At 33.0% G+C, this 20,509-nt stretch carries 22 protein-coding genes; 14 read left to right on the top strand and 8 right to left on the bottom strand.

Features of this window, described 5'->3' with window-relative positions:
- Positions 1–288 precede the first annotated feature (288 nt).
- Complete coding sequence (locus tag AC27VX_RS04535; protein ID WP_488694097.1) at positions 289–1,674, top strand: tetratricopeptide repeat protein; 1,386 nt, start codon at positions 289–291, stop codon at positions 1,672–1,674.
- Between the two features lie 648 nt (positions 1,675–2,322).
- On the opposite strand, the gene AC27VX_RS04540 is transcribed toward AC27VX_RS04535, so the two are convergent.
- Together AC27VX_RS04540 and AC27VX_RS04545 are read right to left on the bottom strand one after the other, a co-directional pair.
- Positions 2,323–3,723 (bottom strand): hypothetical protein, encoded by a 1,401-nt coding sequence (locus tag AC27VX_RS04540; RefSeq protein ID WP_488694099.1) that lies wholly within the window; start codon positions 3,721–3,723, stop codon positions 2,323–2,325.
- A gap of 127 nt (positions 3,724–3,850) precedes the next feature.
- Positions 3,851–4,288, bottom strand: coding sequence for a transposase (locus AC27VX_RS04545; protein ID WP_300690733.1), 438 nt, complete (start codon positions 4,286–4,288; stop codon positions 3,851–3,853).
- Positions 4,289–4,888: 600 nt separating this feature from the next.
- Here AC27VX_RS04545 and AC27VX_RS04550 point away from each other — a divergent pair.
- Positions 4,889–5,773 (top strand): GLPGLI family protein, encoded by an 885-nt coding sequence (locus AC27VX_RS04550; protein ID WP_488694101.1) that lies wholly within the window; start codon positions 4,889–4,891, stop codon positions 5,771–5,773.
- A 227-nt stretch (positions 5,774–6,000) separates the two neighbouring features.
- Here the strand turns inward: AC27VX_RS04550 and AC27VX_RS04555 are convergent, their stop codons facing one another.
- Positions 6,001–6,594, bottom strand: a complete 594-nt coding sequence (locus tag AC27VX_RS04555; RefSeq protein ID WP_236859408.1) for a hypothetical protein — start codon at positions 6,592–6,594, stop codon at positions 6,001–6,003.
- Between the two features lie 578 nt (positions 6,595–7,172).
- Between AC27VX_RS04555 and AC27VX_RS04560 the strand changes: the two genes are divergently transcribed.
- Together AC27VX_RS04560 and AC27VX_RS04565 are read left to right on the top strand one after the other, a co-directional pair.
- A complete protein-coding gene (locus AC27VX_RS04560; RefSeq protein WP_488694103.1) occupies positions 7,173–8,042 on the top strand; it encodes a DMT family transporter in 870 nt (289 codons plus the stop codon).
- A 99-nt stretch (positions 8,043–8,141) separates the two neighbouring features.
- Positions 8,142–9,017 (top strand): YDG/SRA domain-containing protein, encoded by an 876-nt coding sequence (locus AC27VX_RS04565; RefSeq protein ID WP_488694105.1) that lies wholly within the window; start codon positions 8,142–8,144, stop codon positions 9,015–9,017.
- Positions 9,018–9,094: 77 nt separating this feature from the next.
- On the opposite strand, the gene AC27VX_RS04570 is transcribed toward AC27VX_RS04565, so the two are convergent.
- Positions 9,095–9,877 (bottom strand): YdcF family protein, encoded by a 783-nt coding sequence (locus AC27VX_RS04570; protein WP_488694107.1) that lies wholly within the window; start codon positions 9,875–9,877, stop codon positions 9,095–9,097.
- 248 nt (positions 9,878–10,125) lie between these two features.
- Here AC27VX_RS04570 and AC27VX_RS04575 point away from each other — a divergent pair, with 248 nt between their 5' ends.
- The 3 genes from AC27VX_RS04575 to AC27VX_RS04585 all read left to right on the top strand — a co-directional run bounded on the left by AC27VX_RS04575 (position 10,126) and on the right by AC27VX_RS04585 (position 12,921).
- Positions 10,126–10,938, top strand: coding sequence for a DUF6597 domain-containing transcriptional factor (locus tag AC27VX_RS04575; protein WP_488694109.1), 813 nt, complete (start codon positions 10,126–10,128; stop codon positions 10,936–10,938).
- Positions 10,939–11,004: 66 nt separating this feature from the next.
- Positions 11,005–11,478, top strand: a complete 474-nt coding sequence (locus AC27VX_RS04580) for a DUF6265 family protein (RefSeq protein WP_488694111.1) — start codon at positions 11,005–11,007, stop codon at positions 11,476–11,478.
- Between the two features lie 678 nt (positions 11,479–12,156).
- Positions 12,157–12,921: an O-methyltransferase gene (locus AC27VX_RS04585; protein WP_300690715.1), complete on the top strand. Its 765-nt coding sequence runs from the start codon at positions 12,157–12,159 to the stop codon at positions 12,919–12,921.
- Between the two features lie 235 nt (positions 12,922–13,156).
- On the opposite strand, the gene AC27VX_RS04590 is transcribed toward AC27VX_RS04585, so the two are convergent.
- From AC27VX_RS04590 to AC27VX_RS04600, 3 genes are all read right to left on the bottom strand, one after another.
- Positions 13,157–13,720 (bottom strand): hypothetical protein, encoded by a 564-nt coding sequence (locus tag AC27VX_RS04590; RefSeq protein WP_300690714.1) that lies wholly within the window; start codon positions 13,718–13,720, stop codon positions 13,157–13,159.
- A complete protein-coding gene (locus tag AC27VX_RS04595; protein ID WP_488694114.1) occupies positions 13,720–14,817 on the bottom strand; it encodes a DUF6973 domain-containing protein in 1,098 nt (365 codons plus the stop codon). Before AC27VX_RS04595 ends, AC27VX_RS04590 begins: the two co-directional genes overlap by 1 nt.
- A gap of 151 nt (positions 14,818–14,968) precedes the next feature.
- Positions 14,969–15,202, bottom strand: coding sequence for a SymE family type I addiction module toxin (locus AC27VX_RS04600; protein ID WP_300690711.1), 234 nt, complete (start codon positions 15,200–15,202; stop codon positions 14,969–14,971).
- A gap of 149 nt (positions 15,203–15,351) precedes the next feature.
- Between AC27VX_RS04600 and AC27VX_RS04605 the strand changes: the two genes are divergently transcribed.
- From AC27VX_RS04605 to AC27VX_RS04625, 5 genes are all read left to right on the top strand, one after another.
- On the top strand, positions 15,352–15,774 hold the full coding sequence (locus tag AC27VX_RS04605) for a helix-turn-helix domain-containing protein (protein ID WP_300690709.1): 423 nt from the start codon (positions 15,352–15,354) through the stop codon (positions 15,772–15,774).
- 78 nt (positions 15,775–15,852) lie between these two features.
- Positions 15,853–16,179 carry a hypothetical protein gene (locus tag AC27VX_RS04610; protein WP_236859418.1) on the top strand — a complete coding sequence of 109 codons (327 nt, stop codon included), beginning with the start codon at positions 15,853–15,855 and terminating at the stop codon, positions 16,177–16,179.
- Entirely contained in the window at positions 16,091–16,657 is a 567-nt protein-coding gene (locus AC27VX_RS04615) for a DUF6705 family protein (RefSeq protein WP_488694117.1), read from the top strand. Before AC27VX_RS04610 ends, AC27VX_RS04615 begins: the two co-directional genes overlap by 89 nt.
- 333 nt (positions 16,658–16,990) lie before the next feature.
- Entirely contained in the window at positions 16,991–18,325 is a 1,335-nt protein-coding gene (locus tag AC27VX_RS04620; RefSeq protein ID WP_236859420.1) for a hypothetical protein, read from the top strand.
- 18 nt (positions 18,326–18,343) lie between these two features.
- Positions 18,344–18,910, top strand: a complete 567-nt coding sequence (locus AC27VX_RS04625; protein ID WP_236859421.1) for a DUF6705 family protein — start codon at positions 18,344–18,346, stop codon at positions 18,908–18,910.
- A gap of 49 nt (positions 18,911–18,959) precedes the next feature.
- Here AC27VX_RS04625 and AC27VX_RS04630 read toward each other — a convergent pair whose 3' ends face one another.
- Entirely contained in the window at positions 18,960–19,313 is a 354-nt protein-coding gene (locus tag AC27VX_RS04630) for a recombinase family protein (protein WP_236859422.1), read from the bottom strand.
- A gap of 245 nt (positions 19,314–19,558) precedes the next feature.
- On the opposite strand from AC27VX_RS04630, the gene AC27VX_RS04635 reads away from it, so the two are divergent.
- On the top strand, positions 19,559–19,888 hold the full coding sequence (locus AC27VX_RS04635; protein ID WP_236859423.1) for an ArsR/SmtB family transcription factor: 330 nt from the start codon (positions 19,559–19,561) through the stop codon (positions 19,886–19,888).
- Positions 19,889–20,002: 114 nt separating this feature from the next.
- Positions 20,003–20,467: an SRPBCC family protein gene (locus AC27VX_RS04640; protein WP_236859424.1), complete on the top strand. Its 465-nt coding sequence runs from the start codon at positions 20,003–20,005 to the stop codon at positions 20,465–20,467.
- Positions 20,468–20,509 lie beyond the last annotated feature (42 nt).

A 20,509-nucleotide genomic window follows, 5' to 3' on the forward strand; every position in this document is an offset into this window, starting at 1 on the left:
GAAAATTGACTAGTATAGTTTTCACGAATTGATGTTGCAAATCTACAGCCGCAGAAGTTAAAAAAAGGTACTGCATTCCCACTGCACAATTTCAAAATACTGATTATAAATACTTTATGCTTAATTAGCAGTAGAAGAGTAGTATGGGCCAGAAAGAGAGAATTGAAATTTATTCTATGAAATTCTACTTTTTACGATGTATTTTATTAGTAAATAAAAAATTAATATTTATTTTTGATATAAACTTTTCAGATGTTCCCAACCACTTTCATCATAAAGATATTTTATGTGTTATCTTTATTAATAATTATACCATGCAGCGCTCAGACCTATAGTTTGACTAAGCTTGACAGTATAACCAAAAAGTATAAAGATGAAGGAGATATAGAAGAGGCTGTACAGTTTAATATCAATGCACTCAGGCATTTTGACACGCAGAATAATAGGGAAGGGCTTGTTACAGCATATATTAATATTGGAAATTTGCTTTGTACACTGAGTAAATATAAAGAAAGTCTCATTTATCTGGATAAAGCCAAAGGCGAAATAAATGAGGTGAAAAATCCTAAATTATTGTCAAGACTATACAATGAATATGGTAGGAATTATGCCCTTTTAGGACTGTCTGACCAGTCTAATAGAAATCTCGACAAAGGAATTGACTATGCGAAAAAAATTCCTGATCTGAAACAAAAGAATTATCAGCTTTATTATAGTTATGCATGGAAATGGTTTAATTTTGATAAGCTCCACCAAATAGATTCTCTAAACAGTATGCAAAGGAAAAGCCTTCAGGTTTCTTCAGAGCCAATAGTTTTTGTAAAGGTTGCCTATAAATTCATAAAAAACAAAACACATTTAGATTCCGCTAAATATTATCTTGATAAGGCATCTAATTCTGTAGATAAGTATCCTGTAGAGCAGAAGGGAATGACATTAATGAATTATGGGATTTTTTACATGATTCAGGGAGAGAATGAAAAAGCGTTGGATTATTACCTTCAGTCCCTTGCAATCTATGAGAAAATAAAGAATACTTCTGAGGTCAGAAATTTATACAGCTATATTGCCTACTCGTACAAGCAGTTGAATAATACAGAAAAAGCAGCCGAATATTCTGAAAAACACTCTGAATTAAGCGAAAGAATGAGGGTAGAGAGCAAAGAAGCTATTAATATAGCGGTTGACAGGCTTGAAAAAGAGAAGCAGGAAGAACAGAATCAGGAAAGGAAAAAGCTTTATTTTTTGATTTTCTCTGTTATTACTCTTTCACTCGTTACTATATATTTTATCCGTAAAGCTTATGTGAAAAAGCAGAAGCATACAGATAAAATTATTGAAGTGAAGTCATCGGAAACTGATGAACTAAAAAAGAAAATTAACTCATCTTTCGAAGAAGTTGCTCATTTAGCAAAAGCAAATGATCCTTTTTTTCTTGTCCGTTTTAAAGAGGTATATCCTGAATTTTATCATAACTTAATCTCCAAACATCCCAGTCTTTCGGATCATGATATAAAGTTTTGTGCCTATATCAGATTGGATCTTTCAACAAAAGAAATCGTTGAGTTTGAAAATATAAGTAAACGTACCGTAGAGGCTAAAAAATATAGACTTAAAAAGAAGCTGGAACTCACACCTGAAACTGATCTGAAAAAATGGATTATGGATTTATAGAATTCATTCTTACGGATTTTTCAACTATGATATGTCTGAAACCTAAAAACGAAAACATCATTGAAGAACTTGATATTTAGATGATTACCTCCAAAAGATACAGACAGAATACCTATTTATGATCTCCAAAGAAATACTTCCGAATTATATCCATTGGAATTATATGACGTGATAGAAGAATTGAAAAAGAAGTCTATAGAAGATATATTATCAGATTATGATGAAGAATCTAAAGAAATTTTTTAGCAATATTTGAATCTGCTGCTTGAAAAAGAATATGGGTTTTAAGCTTCTTTTTGAAAAAAGGCTCAGATTATAAATCCAAGCCTTAATTTTTACACTTTGTAGGAAAATGTCTTTAAGAAAAATTCTTCAGTAAAATTATTATTAAGAATTGAAAAAGAAGTCTATAGAAGATATATTATCAGATTATGATGAAGAATCTAAAGAAATTTTTTAGCAATATTTGAATCTGCTGCTTGAAAAAGAATATGGGTTTTAGGCTTCTTTTTGAAAAAAGGCTCAGATTATAAATCCAAGCCTTAATTTTTACACTTTGTAGGAAAATGTCTTTAAGAAAAATTCTTCAGTAAAATTATTATTAAGAAAGGATTGGGATACTTCCCTTGTACTTTACCTATGGTATATCTATTGTATTTGCTGATATGTAATTGATGATTCATTCCAGTCAAATCTAACATCGAATGAGACCATACCAGCCGTACTAGAAACATTATCTGCGAGTAGGTAATAAGTCTTGTTAGCGCCACTACTATTGTTAACCGCTAAATCTCCTCTTACAATTCCTCTCTGTTCAGATTTTCCGAAGCCTGCTGAAGCTAATCTAGGTAAAATTGCATCAGGTGAAAAAGTTGTAATTGAGACATCTGCTGTAGTATTTGCGATTCTGAATCGGATAAAATTACTTCCTTTAACATAGGTATCTGTTGCTGAATTTATAAATTCAACTCCTAATGTTACATTTAATAACCATTTTCCAGGAGGTAGTGTTATAGGAACTCCCGTATATTTTGCCATATTATTATTCTCAGGATGGGTATAGGTTATTGAAGGGATAGGTAAGGATCCGAAAGAAATAGCTGTTGATTTCCAAGTTGCCAAACCATTACCATCAGATGTCAATACCTTACCTGCACCCTGTGTTCCATCAACAATTTTAAGAGCTGCTATTGGGGCTAATGCTGTTCCACCAGATTGTACATCTAATCTGGCAGCAGGATTTGTTGTCCCTATTCCTATGTTCCCTGATGACTTTATTGTCATTCTAGCTGCAAAATCAGTAGTATTTCTTGTGTGAAATTGCAATCCCGCATAAGCATTAGTAATATCTCTGTCAACTCCTATTATTGCTGCTCCACTAAGTCCCAATGGATTGTTTCCTGGTATAAAATCGATACTTCCAAACCTTGAATTAGTTCCATTAACATTATATAAAGTAATATTTCTAGCTGTACCCTGCCCACATGGTGCACCACAATTGTTGATTCCTGATGTAAAAGCATCTACTGTATTTCCGGCGTAAGCGTTTCGTACTGATAAAATAGCCGTTGGCGCATTAATTCCTATACCTACCTTATTAGTAGCTCCATCCACTGAAAATGCAAAATTATTCACAGAAAAACCATTTGGTTGATTTGTTGTGAAAGCTAATGTATTTGCTCCCTGAGTAACCGTACGGTTTCCGGTAAGTGTTCCGTTTGAATTATAAATATTAGCATTAAGCTTAATCCAGGCACTGCCGTTAAAATAATAGTAACCTATTGCATCAATATTTACAGCAGTACCTTCTAGTGTTCCGGTAGCTATATTATTTACATAGATCATTGTAGAAGTTTCTACTCCTGTCATAGACTGTGCTTTTTGTCTGTCTATTCTTGGTATCAATATTCCCTCAGGATTTGTAGTTATTCCTGTAGAATTTTTAGCCATGATATCTAAAGATGCTTTTGGGTCTGAAGTATTGATACCGACTTGCCCGAAAAGGACATGACCAATACAAAAAATTGCAATACTTGATATTTTTTTCATCTGCTTAGGTTTTTAAGATTTCTTAGCTTTATAATTTTGATTGTACATTTTACAATCGTGTTTTGATAAATTTTTAAAGTTAGCATGTAATAAATTTTACTGAGCTTGCTTAGAATATTCCAAAAAGTCAGTTCAGGTTTCTATATTTATTAAACCATTTATAGAGAGTGGTCTTTGGAATGTTATATTCTTGTATGACTTGAGCTTTGGTTTTTATATTGGTCTCTAAAAGTTCCATAATAAAAAGAATGATCTCTTTCGTATAAATATTTTTTCTAAACTCCGGTAGGCTGGATTTTTCTATAAGGCTGGTACTGTTATATCCCATTGATTGTTGTGGTGAGTACAATATCAGATGCTGCGTGTACAGTCTGAAAAAATCATAGTTAAGAATCTTGCTCCATTTTAAAATAATATGACTGTCAAGAAATTCGCATTGGTACATATTTTCGATCTGCCTTCCATCACAATTAAAATAGTTGCATAGGCGTGAGAGCGAAATATTAGTTTCTTTCACCCTCTTTTCAATAAAGGTTCCGATATGTATTTGTTTTAAACTTTCCATAATTTTAGTGCTTTATGTATTCATATTTTGTTTTTCCGGGAGATCAGATTCCAACCTGTCCAAAATAATTGTCATTCATTTTTGTGTTTTATGCTTCTTTCATTGTTTAAAGTTTTAAACAATTCAAATGTGTGGTTAGAATCGTAACTCGAAAATTGACTAGTATAATTTTCACGAGTTTGATGTTGCAAATCTACAGCCGCAGAAGTAAAAAAAAGGTACTGCATTCCCACTGCATAATTTTAAAATATTGATTATAAGCATTTTATATTTACCGAGCAGTAGAAGAGTAGTATGGGCTAGAAAGAGAGAGTTGAAATTTATTCTATGAAATTCTACTTTTTAAGATGTATTGTATTAGTACATAAAAAATTAATATTTATTTTTGATATAATCTTTTCAGATGTTCCCAACCACTTCCATCATAAAGATATTTTATATGTTATATGCCCTTTTAGGACTGTACTTATCAGTTTATCTTTGATCCGCAAAAAATCCATTAATAAACATTGCATAATGTTCATATGGGGTAGGACGGTAGGGTTTAAAGATGATTATTATAGAGACACTCAGGAAAATTAATTTCAAAAAACGATACGAATGAATGAAAAATTAAAATCAAGCGACTTTTTACGATGCAAGCAATCTAAAGAAGCTTTTAAGGGTCTGTTTTCTAAATTTGAATTGAAAATAACACACCAATTGAAATTTATTTTATTTTTTTCACTACTGTCAACATCTTTTTTTTCACAAAAGTTTAGTTTTATTTATGAAGCTAAATATAGAACAAGTAAAGAAAAACCTGACAATATTAATACTGAAAATATGATTTTGGATTTTGAGAATAATACTTCTATTTTTAGAGATTCCATGTCCAGAGATGCTGATTCCCTGAAGCTCATTAATAAAAATGGAGGCTATATAATGGGGGTTGAAAATCAATTTTATATTAAAAAAGATATTATTAATAAAAAAATAGAAAAGATTATTACTTATTTAAAGGCAAATTATCTTATCCCGATTGATGAACAATTAAATTGGAAAATCATACCGGAACAAAAGACTATTGGAAAATATAAATCGCAAAAAGCAGAAGTTAGTTATGGTGGTAGAAACTGGATTGCTTGGTTTACGATAGAATTGCCTTTTAATGATGGTCCCTATATTTTCAATGGATTACCCGGTTTAATCATTTCCATTGAAGATACAGAACATGATTACTCATTCAATTTAATACAGGTAAAAAAAGGCAGCAATTGGTTTGATGTAAGGACAAAAACCATTAAAATCGACTGGACACAATATGATCAGCTAGGAAAATCATATTATAATGACCCTTGGAGTACCAAAACAGCCAAAAAAGTTATATTTACAGATCCTCAGGGAAATGAAAAAGATATGAATGGAATGATCAGAGAAGCGCAAAAATCTATTCTTGAAGAAAATAATCCTTTAGAGTTGAATCATAAAATCAATTATAAATAAAAACTTCTGCCGGAATGGTATTGCCATTTTGAAATTACCAATGGTTTAAATACTTCAAAACCCCTAAAATTTGGTTATTATGGCTGAACACAAACTTTTGAAAGAGCTTAAACAGGGAAGTCTTCAAAATGTTTATCAAGTCTTCCGTAATATTCAATTTAACATAATATAAATTATAGGATTTTTATAGCGTTATTGAAGTAGAGCATTATACCGCTTAGAATCCGTTATTTTCCAAATTTTCCTTCCAGATATTCTTTAACGACTTTCTGGAACTCTTCTTTAGTCATATACTTGTCCAGAAATGTTTCCAGGTTTCTTTTGTTCTCTATTTCCTCAAAATAACTTTCGTGGTCCGTACCATATACTGTTGGATTATTTTGGTCAGGATCTGTGAGGCATACAAAATAATGATCCGGATATCCATAAGAATAAAATATACATATAAATTCCATTTCTGTTCCCTGTACCGTTTCCCTGATTTCATTTTCCTCTACAAATCCTTCCAGCTCGCCAAAATCTTTTGAATCTTCTTTAAATGGCGTAAACAGCCAGTCTTTATAAAAATCCTGCCCATAAAACTGTTCATGGTTTGAAAAATAATGCTCCAGCAGATTGGTGTAGAAAACTTCCTTGTCACTGCTGTACAGATCTCTGTTATTCTCGTAGAACTGATCTATTCCGTAAACATCCCATTCCTGATCATATAAATAATTGCTGAATGTCAGGCTTTTCCAATTCTCCGCGAAGCTTTTTCCCGGGCTTACAGCATCTGTATTTGCACCTAAAGCATTCAGTTTTTCTAATATATTCGTATACATTATGTTAAATTAGTAGTTTAACTCATTTAAAATCAACTTGATAATCTCCAGTGTTCCACAGTTTCTCCGTGGTCTCTTCCTGGCTGTATTCAAAATAATTCCCATTTTTATCTTTATTTCGCTGGAACAAGCTTAGATTATTTCCTGAACCGGACTGAATCCGGTGGGTACTAAATTACATCATTTTTTAAAAACAGTCCTTAGTCTCTTGCAGGTGATTCTACTTCCTGAAGCGTATTTTTCATCATTTCCAACTGTTCTTTAAAGTACAAAATCTTGTCACATGACCGCTTTTATTCAATTCATACCAAAAAAAATTAATAATATGAAATCTAAATGATCTGGTCCAATCTGGAGCGTGCCTACAAATTCTATTAGGTAATCTTTAAATTTTTTTTCCTATATTTGGCCTTCAATTTATCAATATGAACCGCGCGAACTGTCTGCCTCCTCCGGCACCTTAATATTTTCAAATTAATTTGAAGCCTTCTTATGCCATTAAAAATTAATGGCCGGAATTGTTATGCTTCAGATTCTGATAAAAAAATATTAATTCAAATCTTTACAGTTCATTCTCAATGAAAAAATCATATGTATTATTACATCTGGCCGTTATTCTGGCCGGATTTACAGGTGTGTTCGGAAAATTAATCACCCTTAATGAAGGACTGCTGGTCTGGTACAGACTTCTCTTCTCCTCTATTATTTTATTTTTTATTTTAAAATTGCTGAGAATTCCCTATAGACTTTCTACACAGGAAAAAATCCATATAATGAAAGCTGGGCTGCTTATCACCATGCACTGGCTTTTTTTCTACGCCAGCATCAAATACTCCAATATCTCAATTGGTGTGGTATGCTATTGTCTCACCAGTTTTTTTACTGCGGTATTCAAGCCCATCATTGACAGGGAGAAATTCAGAATCTCAGAACTTCTTCTCAGTGCACTCACTTTACTGGGAATCAGCCTGATCTTTCATTTCGATGCTTCTTATCAGCTGGGGATTATGCTGGGTGTTATTTCTTCTGCTTTAGGAGCGCTGTACACCATTTATAATAATCGCTTGGTCAGACATTTTGATACCAAAGTAATCAACTTTTATCAGATGATTGGCGGTACTTTAGGCCTCGGAGCAATTTTGCCCATATATCTACTTGTTTTCCCGGCAGATAGCATAGTACCTGACTGGAAAAACACGGCTTATTTGGGCGTTTTAGCTCTTTTTTGTACAGTTGGATTATATGTGGCTTTTGCAGAGGTTTTGAAGAAAATTTCGGCATTCACTGTGAATTTAACCTTCAATCTTGAACCTGTTTACGCCATCATTATAGCTTTTCTGTTTTTTGGAGAAAGCAAAGAAGTAGGATTGGCATTTTATGTAGGATTGACATTCATTATTGCTTCTGTTATTTTGCAGACAATTATTTCTATTAAGAAAAAAGAATAGGAAATTCAATATATTAATAATAAAATATCCTAAAAAAATATACTTACAGTTATTTTTTTTCACTCAAAACCATATATTTGCTGCCAAACAAAAATAACTGTGAGTAGACCTATTATATTTGGTGAGATTGAAGGTATTGAAGAGGGGTTTCATTTTAATAAAAGAAAAGAAATGATGTCAACAAGCTTTCATAGAAATTGGGCGGCAGGAATTGATGGAAATGCCACAGAAGGGACTTCTGCTATCGTTCTGTCAGGAGGATATGAAGATGATTTAGACTTTGGAGAAGAAATCATTTATACAGGCTCAGGTGGTAATGATAGCAATACGGGAAAACAAATAACAGATCAAGTTTGGGAAAAAGGAAATGCAGGACTAAGAATAAGTATGAACCAAGGATTACCTGTAAGAGTTATTCGTGGAGCAACTCATAAGTCTGAACGTTCACCTAAAGAAGGATACTTATATGCTGGTTTATATAGTGTTGTTGATGCTTGGGAAGAAACAGGAAAAAGTGGGTTCAAGATTTGCAGATTTCGTCTAGAATATTCTGGTAGTAATGAACTAAAAAAGACTGTTAGACAAGTTGATATAGACTATTCTGAAAGAGCAAAAAAAAGAATAGAAAGCACTATTTTAAGAGTTGTACGAGATTCAAAAGTTGCATGGCAGATAAAAAAATTATACGATTTTAAATGTCAAGTCTGTCAGACTTCAATTCCTACCAAACTAGGCCATTATGCTGAAGGGGCTCATATCAAACCATTAGGTAGGCCCCATGATGGTGATGATAATCCTGATAATCTTATTTGTCTTTGTCCTAATCATCATGTCATGTTTGATAAAGGAGTATTTTCAATTACTGATAATTTACAATTAATTGGCGACTTATCTGGCGACTTGGTAATACATGACAAACATACATTGAACCTTTCAAATCTAGAATATCACCGTCAAACACACGGTTTTGAATAAAAAAGGGCCTCTCAATATACTATTTCTGGGAGGCTCTTTTATTTAATTTTGTATCACTATTTTTCACCAAAACAGTACTATCCATTCATTCCCAAACTGTTATATAATTGAACCTGCCAGATTCCCAATACTTCTTTTAGCATCACAAAGGTAAATGCGGCATTATAGCTGTTTGGAAATATCGTTATTTCGGTATCTATAAAATCTGATGCTTGTGGAACAGGATTCAATCCAAATGTCTGAAACAGAGAAACAGATCTCTTCATATGAAACCCGGAAGTTACCAGATATACACTGGAAGGAGCCATTTGCTTTATTATTTTGCTGGAATATTTTGCATTTTCATAGGTATTCATGCTTTTATCTTCCCTGATAAGATCAGAATCTGATACCCCCATACTTTTAAAATTTTCACTGAATAGCTCAGCTTCACTCTTATGTCCCCTTCCCTTTCCTGAAATCAATATTTTACAGGGCTGATTATTTTTCTTGTATTCATTATACAATTGATAAGCTTTGACGATTCTGGAATAAGACATGGTATGCAGTGTTTCGGTATTGTCAAAATCTATCACACCACCACCCAATACTACAATAACAGCACTCTGAGAAGATGTATCTTTAGTATTAGAAGTATTAACATAACTTTTCTGCAGATATCCGGAGGTTAGTTTGCCTAAGAAACCATTTCCTATAAAGATAATCATTAAAACAGCCAATATCAAGATTCCTGTCCTCAGATTTTTACGCTTATTTTTTCTTTTTAACAGGGCTATACTTACTACCGCAAGAAATACTAGGAAATAAGGCTCTGTAAACAGCTGAAAAATACGAAATAAAAGGTCTAGCAAAAATTTCATTTTTTGATATTATTGATTAGTGTTTAAATAAAATATTTTTCAAAGATAGGCTAATTTACCCATTGCATAAGTTTCAATGTGTTTTAATAACCTCATAGATATTTCAATTTCCCTTCCTTGTTTAAAAAAAAGAATTCTGTTTTTTACATTAATCTGATGATCATCTGACACTTTTTATTTCTCATTTTCAGCATTCTACTATTTTATTTTTTATTTAATAATTTTACAAGATTAGAATATTGAGTACAATGGATTATCAAACCTTCCAGCCACAGCCGGATCTGGCTTCTATCATAAAATGCTACTGGACTCTGGACAGCCCCAGAGAAGCCGTTCCGCAGGTACAAACCATTGTTCCGGATGGCTGCATGGAAATGATCATTCATTATGGTGATCTTTATCATCAATATATTGACGGGAAACCAGTTCTACAGCCTAGAAGCTGTGTTTTTGGACAGTTGACCGAACCCTTGAAAATAGAGCCCACAGGTATTACCGGTATTTTCTCTGTTCGCTTTCATCATGATGGGTTCATTCCATTTGCTACAATTCCTATTAAAGAAATGGATGATCAGGCTATTCCGTTGGAAAAACTCTTCGGAATACAGGGCGTTGAATTAGAAGAAAATGTATTAAAAGCTTCAACAGTACAGGAAAAAATAAGCATTGTAGAAACGTTTCTCCTGGACAGACTTAATACAGAAACCATTGATAGAATTGTACAATCTACCGTGGATTTTCTTTTGAATGTCGACGGTAGAATATCAGTCAATGAACTTTCAAAACAGACCAATATCAACAGAAGACAACTGGAACGTAAGTTTTCTTCAGCCATTGGATTGAGTCCGAAACAGCTCTCAAAAACCATCCGGCTTCAAACGACAATCAAACATCTTCTCAATAAAGAATATGCCAGTCTTACAGCGCTCGCCTACGAATCCGAATATTACGATCAGGCTCATTTCATCAAAGATTTTAAGGAGTTTACAGGATTTACCCCCAAAGAATTTTACGGAGATACGCTGCAAATGTCTCTTCTATTCTACAGAAAAGATTCCTGATGTCGCATTTTTACAATTTTAAGACCGTTCTTATTTTCAATTTTGCTGAAATAAAATCATCTGACAATGAAAACAAAATTAATCCTTGCAATGATCGGTCTATCCATTGCAGCCAGCTGGACACAACAACAAAGTGAAATTAAAAAAATTGAATGGCTTCTCGGAACCTGGGAAACAAAAACCTCCAAAGGAAGCCTCTACGAAACCTGGACCCGAAAAAGTGATACCGAACTCCAGGCAAAAAGCTATTATCTGAAACAAAAAGACACCATCCTTTTTGAATCTGTCCGCTTGGTAGAAAAAGATAAAAAACTGCACTATATGGTATCTGTAAAAGGTCAGCATAATGAACAGCCTGTTGATTTTGTATCAACTTCTACGTCCATGCCCCATGCACTTATATTTGAGAATAAAGAGAATGACTTTCCCCAAATAATTACTTACAAAAAGATCCGCAAAGATTCTTTATTTGCTGAAATCTCAGGAATGATGAACGGAAAAATGGCCAGACAGGCATTCCCTATGAAGAAGATACAGTAAATGCTGTCTTTTTATCGTGCTTACCATAACCAGAGCTTTGTATTTTTACAAAGCCCTACAATGTATTGACAACAACAGACCATGAAAAATTAGTAGAATAATTTCGACTCATTTATCTTTTTGTTTATACAAAATTATTTATACATTTGCACTCATCAAACAACACACTTTTTGGTGTGTTAATAGAAAAGCAATACCTACCCGTGAAAAAGCAAAAAAGGATCGCCGTTTTTATAACCGTACTCCACATATTTTTGGACAGACATTTTTGTAAACAAAAAAACAAAAACTCCGCCTTAAATATAAAGAAACGACTGTAACCTTAAACAGGTAAATACAGATTTTGTATCATAAAAATCAAAGACTATAGTCATGTGCGATGTCAGGCTGATATCGCACATGACTATAGTCCAAAAAAAAATGCACATCCCAAAATCTGTGAGAGATCATTCTCCGTTTTATCAGGCAAACTCATATGCTCATCTTTATCTTACTGAAAAAAGAAATCTATTTTTGAAAATGTACGTTTAAATAAAAAATACGATTTATTGTTGATTAATTACTGTATATATTATTAAAAGATTATAAACAAATTTGATTTCAAAATTAATATTGTCTCAATGCAATGTGGTTTTAAAAAAAATACATTTGTCTTGTAACTTTAACACAATCAATGATATGTCAACAGTTCTCAAAACATTTGTAGCTTATCTTAAAAGACCTGCTCTTTATCCCGAACTGGGCAGAAAAATTATTAAAAATACAATCAACAGAAGAAGCCCGTTCAAAGGAAAAGCAAAAACAAATTCCTGGGCTGCTTCCATAGCGGTATCCCAAAAAGAGGCCGTTTCCAGGCTTTTCTCTATGGATACTGATCATTTCAGAGAGATATATGCTGATACGCTGAAAGAAGCAAACTTAAAAGAAAAAGAATGCCCTATCAAAATGGGCGGGCCTGGTGCCCTGGAGCTTATTTATTATGCGTGTGAATTTACCAAAGCACAAAACGTTCTTGAAACAGGAGTGGCTTATGGATGGTCTTCTTTAGCCATACTGCTTTCAATAAAAAAAAGAAATGGCACGCTATATAGCTCAGATATGCCTTATCTTGCTCAGGATGGTGATCGCTATGTAGGCTATATTGTTCCTGAAAACCTCAAAAAGTTTTGGAAGTTATTTCGTTTTGCAGATAGAGAATCTTTGCCTAAAATCTTTAAAAAAGTATCTTTTTTTGATGTTTTCCACTACGATTCTGATAAAAGTTACTACGGAAGAATGTGGGCTTATCATCAAATTTATAAAAGATTGAAACCCGGTGCCGTATTTATCAGTGATGATATTGGCGACAATTCTGCATATCAGGATTTTTGTCATAAAAAAAAGATTAAAACTTCTGTTGTACAATACTGTGGAAAATACATCGGAGTTTTTATAAAACAATAAAGAAAAACGATCCACATCGTTTCATCAGGCAAGTTTACTTACAACTCTTAGCTCCCTAAAATATAAAACCCTTCCTCTAAAACTTTGCGTTTAAAAATTCTAATAAAATATCTGAACCATTAAGAAGGATTAAGCAGTTAAGAATATTAAGGAAATAGAAAAAAATCCCGGATCATTAATCCAGGATTTTTTTATTATTCTATTTGGAAATTGAAGCCTAAATTCATTTATTATTCTAGTTTCCTTTAATTTTTACACCAAGGCCAAACTTAGGATTAGTCATTTCTTTACCATTCTTATCATGATATACCATAGGATAAGTTTCAAATACAGCTTTTTCTTTTGGAATGATAACATAATACTTTCCTTTTCCATAAGAGTTAAGTAAGTTAAGAAAATAGTAAGCCTTTACTGATTGAGCCGCATCATAAGTTTCTCTGTCTACAGTGGCCTTTTGAAGCATAGAATAAACAACTTTTTTATTCTTTACAAATAAAAACATTGAGGTATTATCAGACTCCCAGGTAAAATCATCACCTATAGGTAATTTCATTCCTAACTCTTTTTCCGCTTCCTCATTCAAAGAAATTGGCATCATAATAAGTAAAGAATCCCAATCAAAACAATGAGTATCTTCCTTTAAGTTAATCACTTCTCCAATTTTATTTTCAGCATTTACTTTTGGAGACAGTTTTTCTCTAAGTTTTATCAGACATTCCTGATTATCTTGTCCCTTACAGGAAAATAAAAAGAATAGTAATACAAAAAATATGGATTTGGTACTGACGTTATTTCTCATTATTGATTAGGTTGAGTTTGAATTTGTCCGCTATTGACTGCTGCGAAAAAATCATAAAGAAACTTATCTATGTTATTATCCGGGTTACCATTCTGTGAATACCAATTAAACCCCCATTGATTATTGTGCAAATCCATAGCATTTGAACCATCGGAAGCCGGATTTGCCGTTTCATGCAATGTATGAAAATCTTTGGCTTTATTCAATCCTAGATCGGCAGCGTCTAAAGCAGACCATAGAGAATGTCTTAAAGCATCACCAAGACCATTATGGAACCCTGGTTGAGTATTTGCATAAAGATTGGCTTTTTTTACATTATCCCTCATTTTATCTCTTTCAGCTGCAGATGTATTTAATAATAACCATGCTAATTCTCTTGCTGAAGGAACTTCAAGTATTCCGTCCGCTGTTCCAGCTGTCGGAGTTGTTCCACCAGTTCCTCCGCCTCCGCCAGAGCCTCCAGAAGAACCATTTCCACCTCCACTATTATTGCATTGCCCATACATTTCGCATTGTCCCGGGCCTATTATACCCATATCATCTGAAGGGTTTGAAGGACCTGTAATTACAACTTCCTCAATATCTGTAACTCCTTGACCTCTAGAAAACATGTTCCTATTAGAATGATTAAATGCTCTCTCAAATGCCGAAAATATATCATTATATTCGGGGATAGTATTTTTTAGCTTATATAATCCTAGAATAGTATTTTCTTTATTAATAGAAGAGAAATAAATATCAGAAATTTTTTCATTCTTCATTACCGGAAAGTACATATATAGATTGCCTTCTTTATCTTCAATTATTTGAGAATGTAATAGGAAATTAATGTATGAATTTGAAATTGGTGATTTTATATTAAGTCCTGTGTAGTTTGTCCCATTTTTTAGATCATAAGAATAATAAGCTTGTAAAAAATCTAAAGCATAAGATTTACTTAAAAAAGAACTTTCTTTAGATATTTTGGATTTTTTATAACTTTCTTTATTAAAAAGTCTAAATGTTTTTTCTTGCTTTTTACTTTCTAATGCTGTCTCCTCTTCCCTACAAGAAGAAAGTCCTATTATTAGAAATAGGACGTAAATACACTTTCTCAATTTGTGCTTCACTTTTTAAATATTATAATTAATTTTTCAAATATAAAAAATTATTCTCGATATAGAGAAATTTACCTACCTCCTAATTCAATAATACAGGAGGAAATGCAATTACATTGCTCTTTTTCACTATTTTACATTTGCTAGATATTTATCCCTCAGAATCTACTTCCCTTTCCAGAATAATCTGGTTTCTGCTCACCGTAACCAGTATTTTATCTCCTGCCTGAAAACCACATTGCTCTACCCACTTCCCTGCAATTCTTATTTCCGGGAAGTACACTATTTTGCCATACGCTCTTGAAAACGATTTGAGGGAAACCGTAAGGTTCCGATTGAGCAGTTCATTATATTTGTTCTGGCTCATTCTTCTTTTTCTTTTCATATTTGTTATTTTTAGCAAATCACGAAATAATAAGGGAGCTATCTCAGTTTATGAACAGATATTTTATTCGAAGCAATGGATATTTTAGAATAAAATTTATTGATAAATAGGGCTTTCTTTTTAGAACGTAAAGTTTTATATTTGTTATTATGAGTTACACAGATATGCAAAATAAGAAAATACATCAGGGTAGAAATATAAAGCGTTTCCGCGAAATGCTGGGTATCAAACAGGAAGCATTAGCTTTTGAAATGGGAGATGACTGGAACCAGAAGAAAATCTCCCTTTTAGAGCAAAAAGAAACCGTAGAATCTGATATTCTGGCGCAGGTAGCTCAAATTCTGAAAGTTCCCGCAGAAGCGATTGAAAATTTTGATGAGGAATCAGCAATCAATATTATAGCCAATACTTTCCACGATAGCGCTGTTGCAAATACTTTTACTGACGGTGGACAAGCAAATTTCCATTGTACTTTTAATCCTCTTGATAAAATGGTAGAGCTTTATGAGCGTATGCTGGAGCAGCAGAAGGAGATGATTGAGAAGTTGGAGAGGTTGATTGAGAAAAGATAACAAAAAACTCTTTTACAGAAACTAATAACTATAAATCGTATAATATTAATTGGGAATGGTTTTGACCTTGCTCATGGAATGCCGACAAGCTATGGTAACTTTATAGATGATTATTGGCAAAATGCAATAGAAAAAATCAGAAATAAACCACATTGGGAAGATGGCTTTGAAAATGATGAATTCTATATACAACCACTTCCAGAAATTTGGGAGGGTAACAATGATTATGAAGCTTTACAATATAACTTAAGTAATATTAGCAACAACATCAATTTTAAAAATGATTTTTTTGCTGCTCTTAATAAGCTTGAATACAATGAAAAAAATACTTTTTATTATAATAATTACACTGTCGAAAGTAATAAATGCCCAGACAGTATCTTTGGAATTTATGGCGCAATGTAGAGCTGATCCATCAGTTTGTGTTGAAAATGTTGAATATGTTAAAGATTTTAATAATCTTTTAAACAAATACGTTGGAACATGGAAGGGAACATTTGATGGTAAGAATTATGAATTTAATTTTATTAAAAAAGAAAATGTTGAACGTGGATCTTCAGGTATTAGATGGGATAGATTAATAGGAAGAGTTAAAATTACAGACCAGAATGGGATAGTGGAATACGATAATTTTAATAAACCAGATAGCGAAGCTAATCTAGGTGATAACTTTTATAAAGATTTGACCGTATACCTAACAATATTTTCAGGGGCTAAAGTAGGATGTATTGATTACGGATATCTTAATTTACGGATAAAACCTGAAACACCAAACAATATGACAATTTCTTTTGTACCGGATAATGATATAGTAAAACAGGATTGTACTAATTTTCAAACGACAATACCAACGAGTGTAAAAATTAATTTAACAAAACAATAAATTACCTCGAGGTATTCTCTTCGAATAAATTATAATCCCGGATTTTGAATCCGGGATATTTTTTTACCAATTTTTATTTTTTGGGCTTCAATACTTTTTTTCTCTAATTAGGGGTCAGCTCACGAAAAGTAAAAAAAAACCGGGTTAAGGATAAAATCTATAAGTATTAACCATCTGATAGGTTTTATAAATGAATTGGATTCAGTCACGAAAAATAAACTAATCTTTTTAATATTAAATTCTCACCATATATAGAATTAATTTTATATTTTTGCCCTCGAAAATTTTTAATATGTCATGTTTTGGCGCATTAAAAAAACACATTTATAAAAAATGAAGAAAAATTATTTTACAGCTCTTATAGCTGGAAGCTTTCTCTTCCTTTCTTCTCTCCACTCCTGTATACATGAGTCCCTGGAAACTGAGATCACCAATGTTCAGCAGGATCCGGTATTCTATATCAAAAATGAATACATGAGAGGAAAAGATATGGTTGCTGGAAAGCTTATTGAATGGGAAAAAGTAAGAGAGTACAAACATGAAGGGACCGTTGTTCTTATTACAGTACCGGTCAAAAATGAAGGAAACAGGCTTATTGAAGAGCTTACTTTCAGAATAGATAATGGTAAAGTTTCCGGGCATTTATGGAAATTTGAGTCAAATTCTGATTTTACTCCTTCAGATTACAATCTGACTGCTCATGAAATTATGGGAAAAATGACCGGAAAAGTTTCTTATACATCCCTGGAAGGCTCAATGCGTTATGAAAAGCAGATCGTAAGAGGAGAAATGATAGACGAAGTAGCTAAAAGTGGTTCAGGATCTGCTGATGCTCCAGCATGTAGAGCCTGTCATGACAGGAATGGTGGGCTAATTATTGGGACTCCAGGAAATCCAATTGATACAGGGCCTGTTGTTATTCCTAATCCTGGAGGCAGTGGTCCAACCAATCCATTCCCGCCGGATAACCCAACGATTCCTATTCCGGGGGTAATAATTATTCCTAATAATCCTCCAGGGAATGATCCTTGCAGTAAAATAAAAGGGCAAAAAGGTACAGCTGCTTATAATCAGAATATCAGTGACCTTAAAGGAAAAACGGGAGAGAAAAAAGAAACAGGCTATTCTCAGAAAGCAAATGGAGAATTTACTTATCATAGTAAAGCTTCCACTAACGAAGGCTCGAACTCCCTTTCACTTCCTGATGCTACTGTTTATAAAGACGTTAGTGGTTATATGCATACCCATGTTGATAATACTACCTATTTTGATGATGCTGGAAATGAAATTACTAGAACCGGAATAAAAATGTTTTCTCCTGCCGATGTTGATTATTTTATGGATATGCTTGCTAATGCCCAGGCAGCAGGAAGGCCGTTAAATGATGTTTATGCAGTAATGGTAAGCACTAACTCTATTTATCAGATAAGGTTTACAGGAACAGCAGGTCAAGTTAAAACTTTTACCGATGACCAAATGAAAACTTTTTCAGATCCATATATAAAACAAATGGAAAACTCTAAAAATTTAGCATCAGATTTTTTAAAATTCTTAAAAGATAATATGGGAATTGAGGGTGTAAATTTATACAGAATACAACAGATGGGAAAAACGACTGAAATAAAATTAGGACCTGACGGTAAAACAAAAGAATCAGATTGTCCTTAATAATTAAAATTAAATAATATGAAAAAAATACTTTTTATCATGATAATGGCATATTCAGGAATATTCAATGCACAAATGGTATCCCTCGAATTAATGTCGCAATGCCGTTTTAATCCAACAGTTTGCCCAGAAAACTACAATTATGTAAAAGATGTAAATAATCTGCTTAATAAATATGTAGGAACCTGGAAGGGATCTTTAGAAGGGAAAAATTATGAATTTAATTTTATAAAAAAAGAAAATTTCCAAAGTGAATATACAGATGTTAAATGGGATATGTTGATAGGACGAGTTAAAATAATTGATCAGAATAGTACTGTAGAATTTGATAATTTCAGTAAGTCAGATAATGACGCAAATTGGGGAATTTATTTTCAACCAGATCTTAAAGCATATTTAGTCACCTTTTCAGGTGAAAAATCAGGATGCATAGACTATGGAAATCTATATTTACGAATAAAGCCAGAAACACCTGATCAAATGTCAATTTATTTTTTGCCAGCTATGGATATAGTACAAAAGGATTGCAGCAATTTCCAAACGACCATGCCTACTAAAAAAACAATAAACTTATTAAAACAATAAATTATATTCCCGGATTCAAAATCCGGGATATTTTTTATGTCATTCTTTTTTAAGCTTCAATGTTATTTCTATCTAATTTCTGGAGAATTCTATAAATTGTAGCAGAATGGACTTTAAATGTTTCAGCTACCTGCTTAACAGGACTTCCGCTATTAATAAGGGTTTTAACAGCATCTATCTGTTCCGGACTAAATTTACTGGGTCTTCCAAATTCAACTCCATTTTTCTGTGCAAGCTTTCTGCCTGCTGAAGTTCTTTCAATAATCAGTTCTCTTTCAAACTCTGCTATTCCTGCAAATATGGTCAAAATCATTTTTCCTCCGGGACTGGAGGAATCAGCCCAAGACTCCGATAGGGATTGGAAAGAAGCACCTGCATGATTAATTTTTTCGCAGATATTCAAAAATAAATCGGAAGTATGGGTTAAAAACCTGAAAAAAGATCTCTATCTGGAGGAAGCCATCCATATAGTTGAAGATCTGGAAGTAAGATCGTAAGCCTACTTCTTTATTCAAAATTTAAAATTACAGAGCTCAAAAATGTATTTCCCTACATTTTTGAGCTTTTTTTATTAAAATCAAAAATTTTACATAAAATATTTGCGTAGCTAAATAACTACACATATATTTGTAGTCAAATAACTACACGATGAATTTAAGGAGAGATGTTTTTCAGGCAATTGCAGATCCTACGAGACGATCTATATTGATGTTGGTGGCGGCACAGTCGATGACAGCGGGAGCTATAGCCTCCAACTTTGATACGGCAAGACCTACCGTTTCAAAGCATCTCCAGATCCTCACCGAATGTGAACTGCTGAGATCTGAACAAAATGGCAGAGAAGTTATCTATCACCTCAATCCCAATAAAATGAAAGAAATAGCCGATTTTATAGAGCCATTCCGCAAAATGTGGGACGAAAAGTTCAACAAGCTGGAAAGTGTGATGAAAGCGTATCAGAACTTGAAAAAAGGATAAAAAGAGATAAAAGATGAGAGACGAATAGATAATAGACTTCAAATAGTATCAATTTTCTCTCACTCTCATACTCTCCAACCCTCTCACCCAAGAAACCCTCAAACACCAAAAATCATGGAACTCAAAACAAAAATCCAAGCTGAAGACGGCAAACAGGAAATTTTCATTACCAGAGAATTTGATCTTCCCATAGAACTCCTTTTCAAAGCCTATACAGAAGCTGAACTTTTCGAGCAATGGATGGGAACCAAAGTCACCAAATTCGAAAACAAACAACACGGAAGTTACCGTTTCGAAACCTTAAATCCTCAAGGCGGTGTAGTTTTCAGTGCCAACGGAACCATTCATGATATTGTTCAGAATGAGAAAATCATAAGAACTTTTCAAATGGAAAATACACCTTTTCCGGTTCAGATCGAGTTTTTAGAATTTGAAAAGCTAACAGATACAACGAGTAAAATTACCATTCAAACTGTATATAAATCGGTAGATTTCAGAGACCAACATCTGAAAATGCCTTTTGCAAAGGGTATTAATATGGCACATAATCGTTTACAGGAAATAGTAGGTAGCAGATAGTAGGTTTCAGGTTGTCAATTATAGAGATAATCTCATCCAAAA

The sequence above is a fragment of the Chryseobacterium sp. 14P4.3.2 genome (assembly GCF_057799275.1).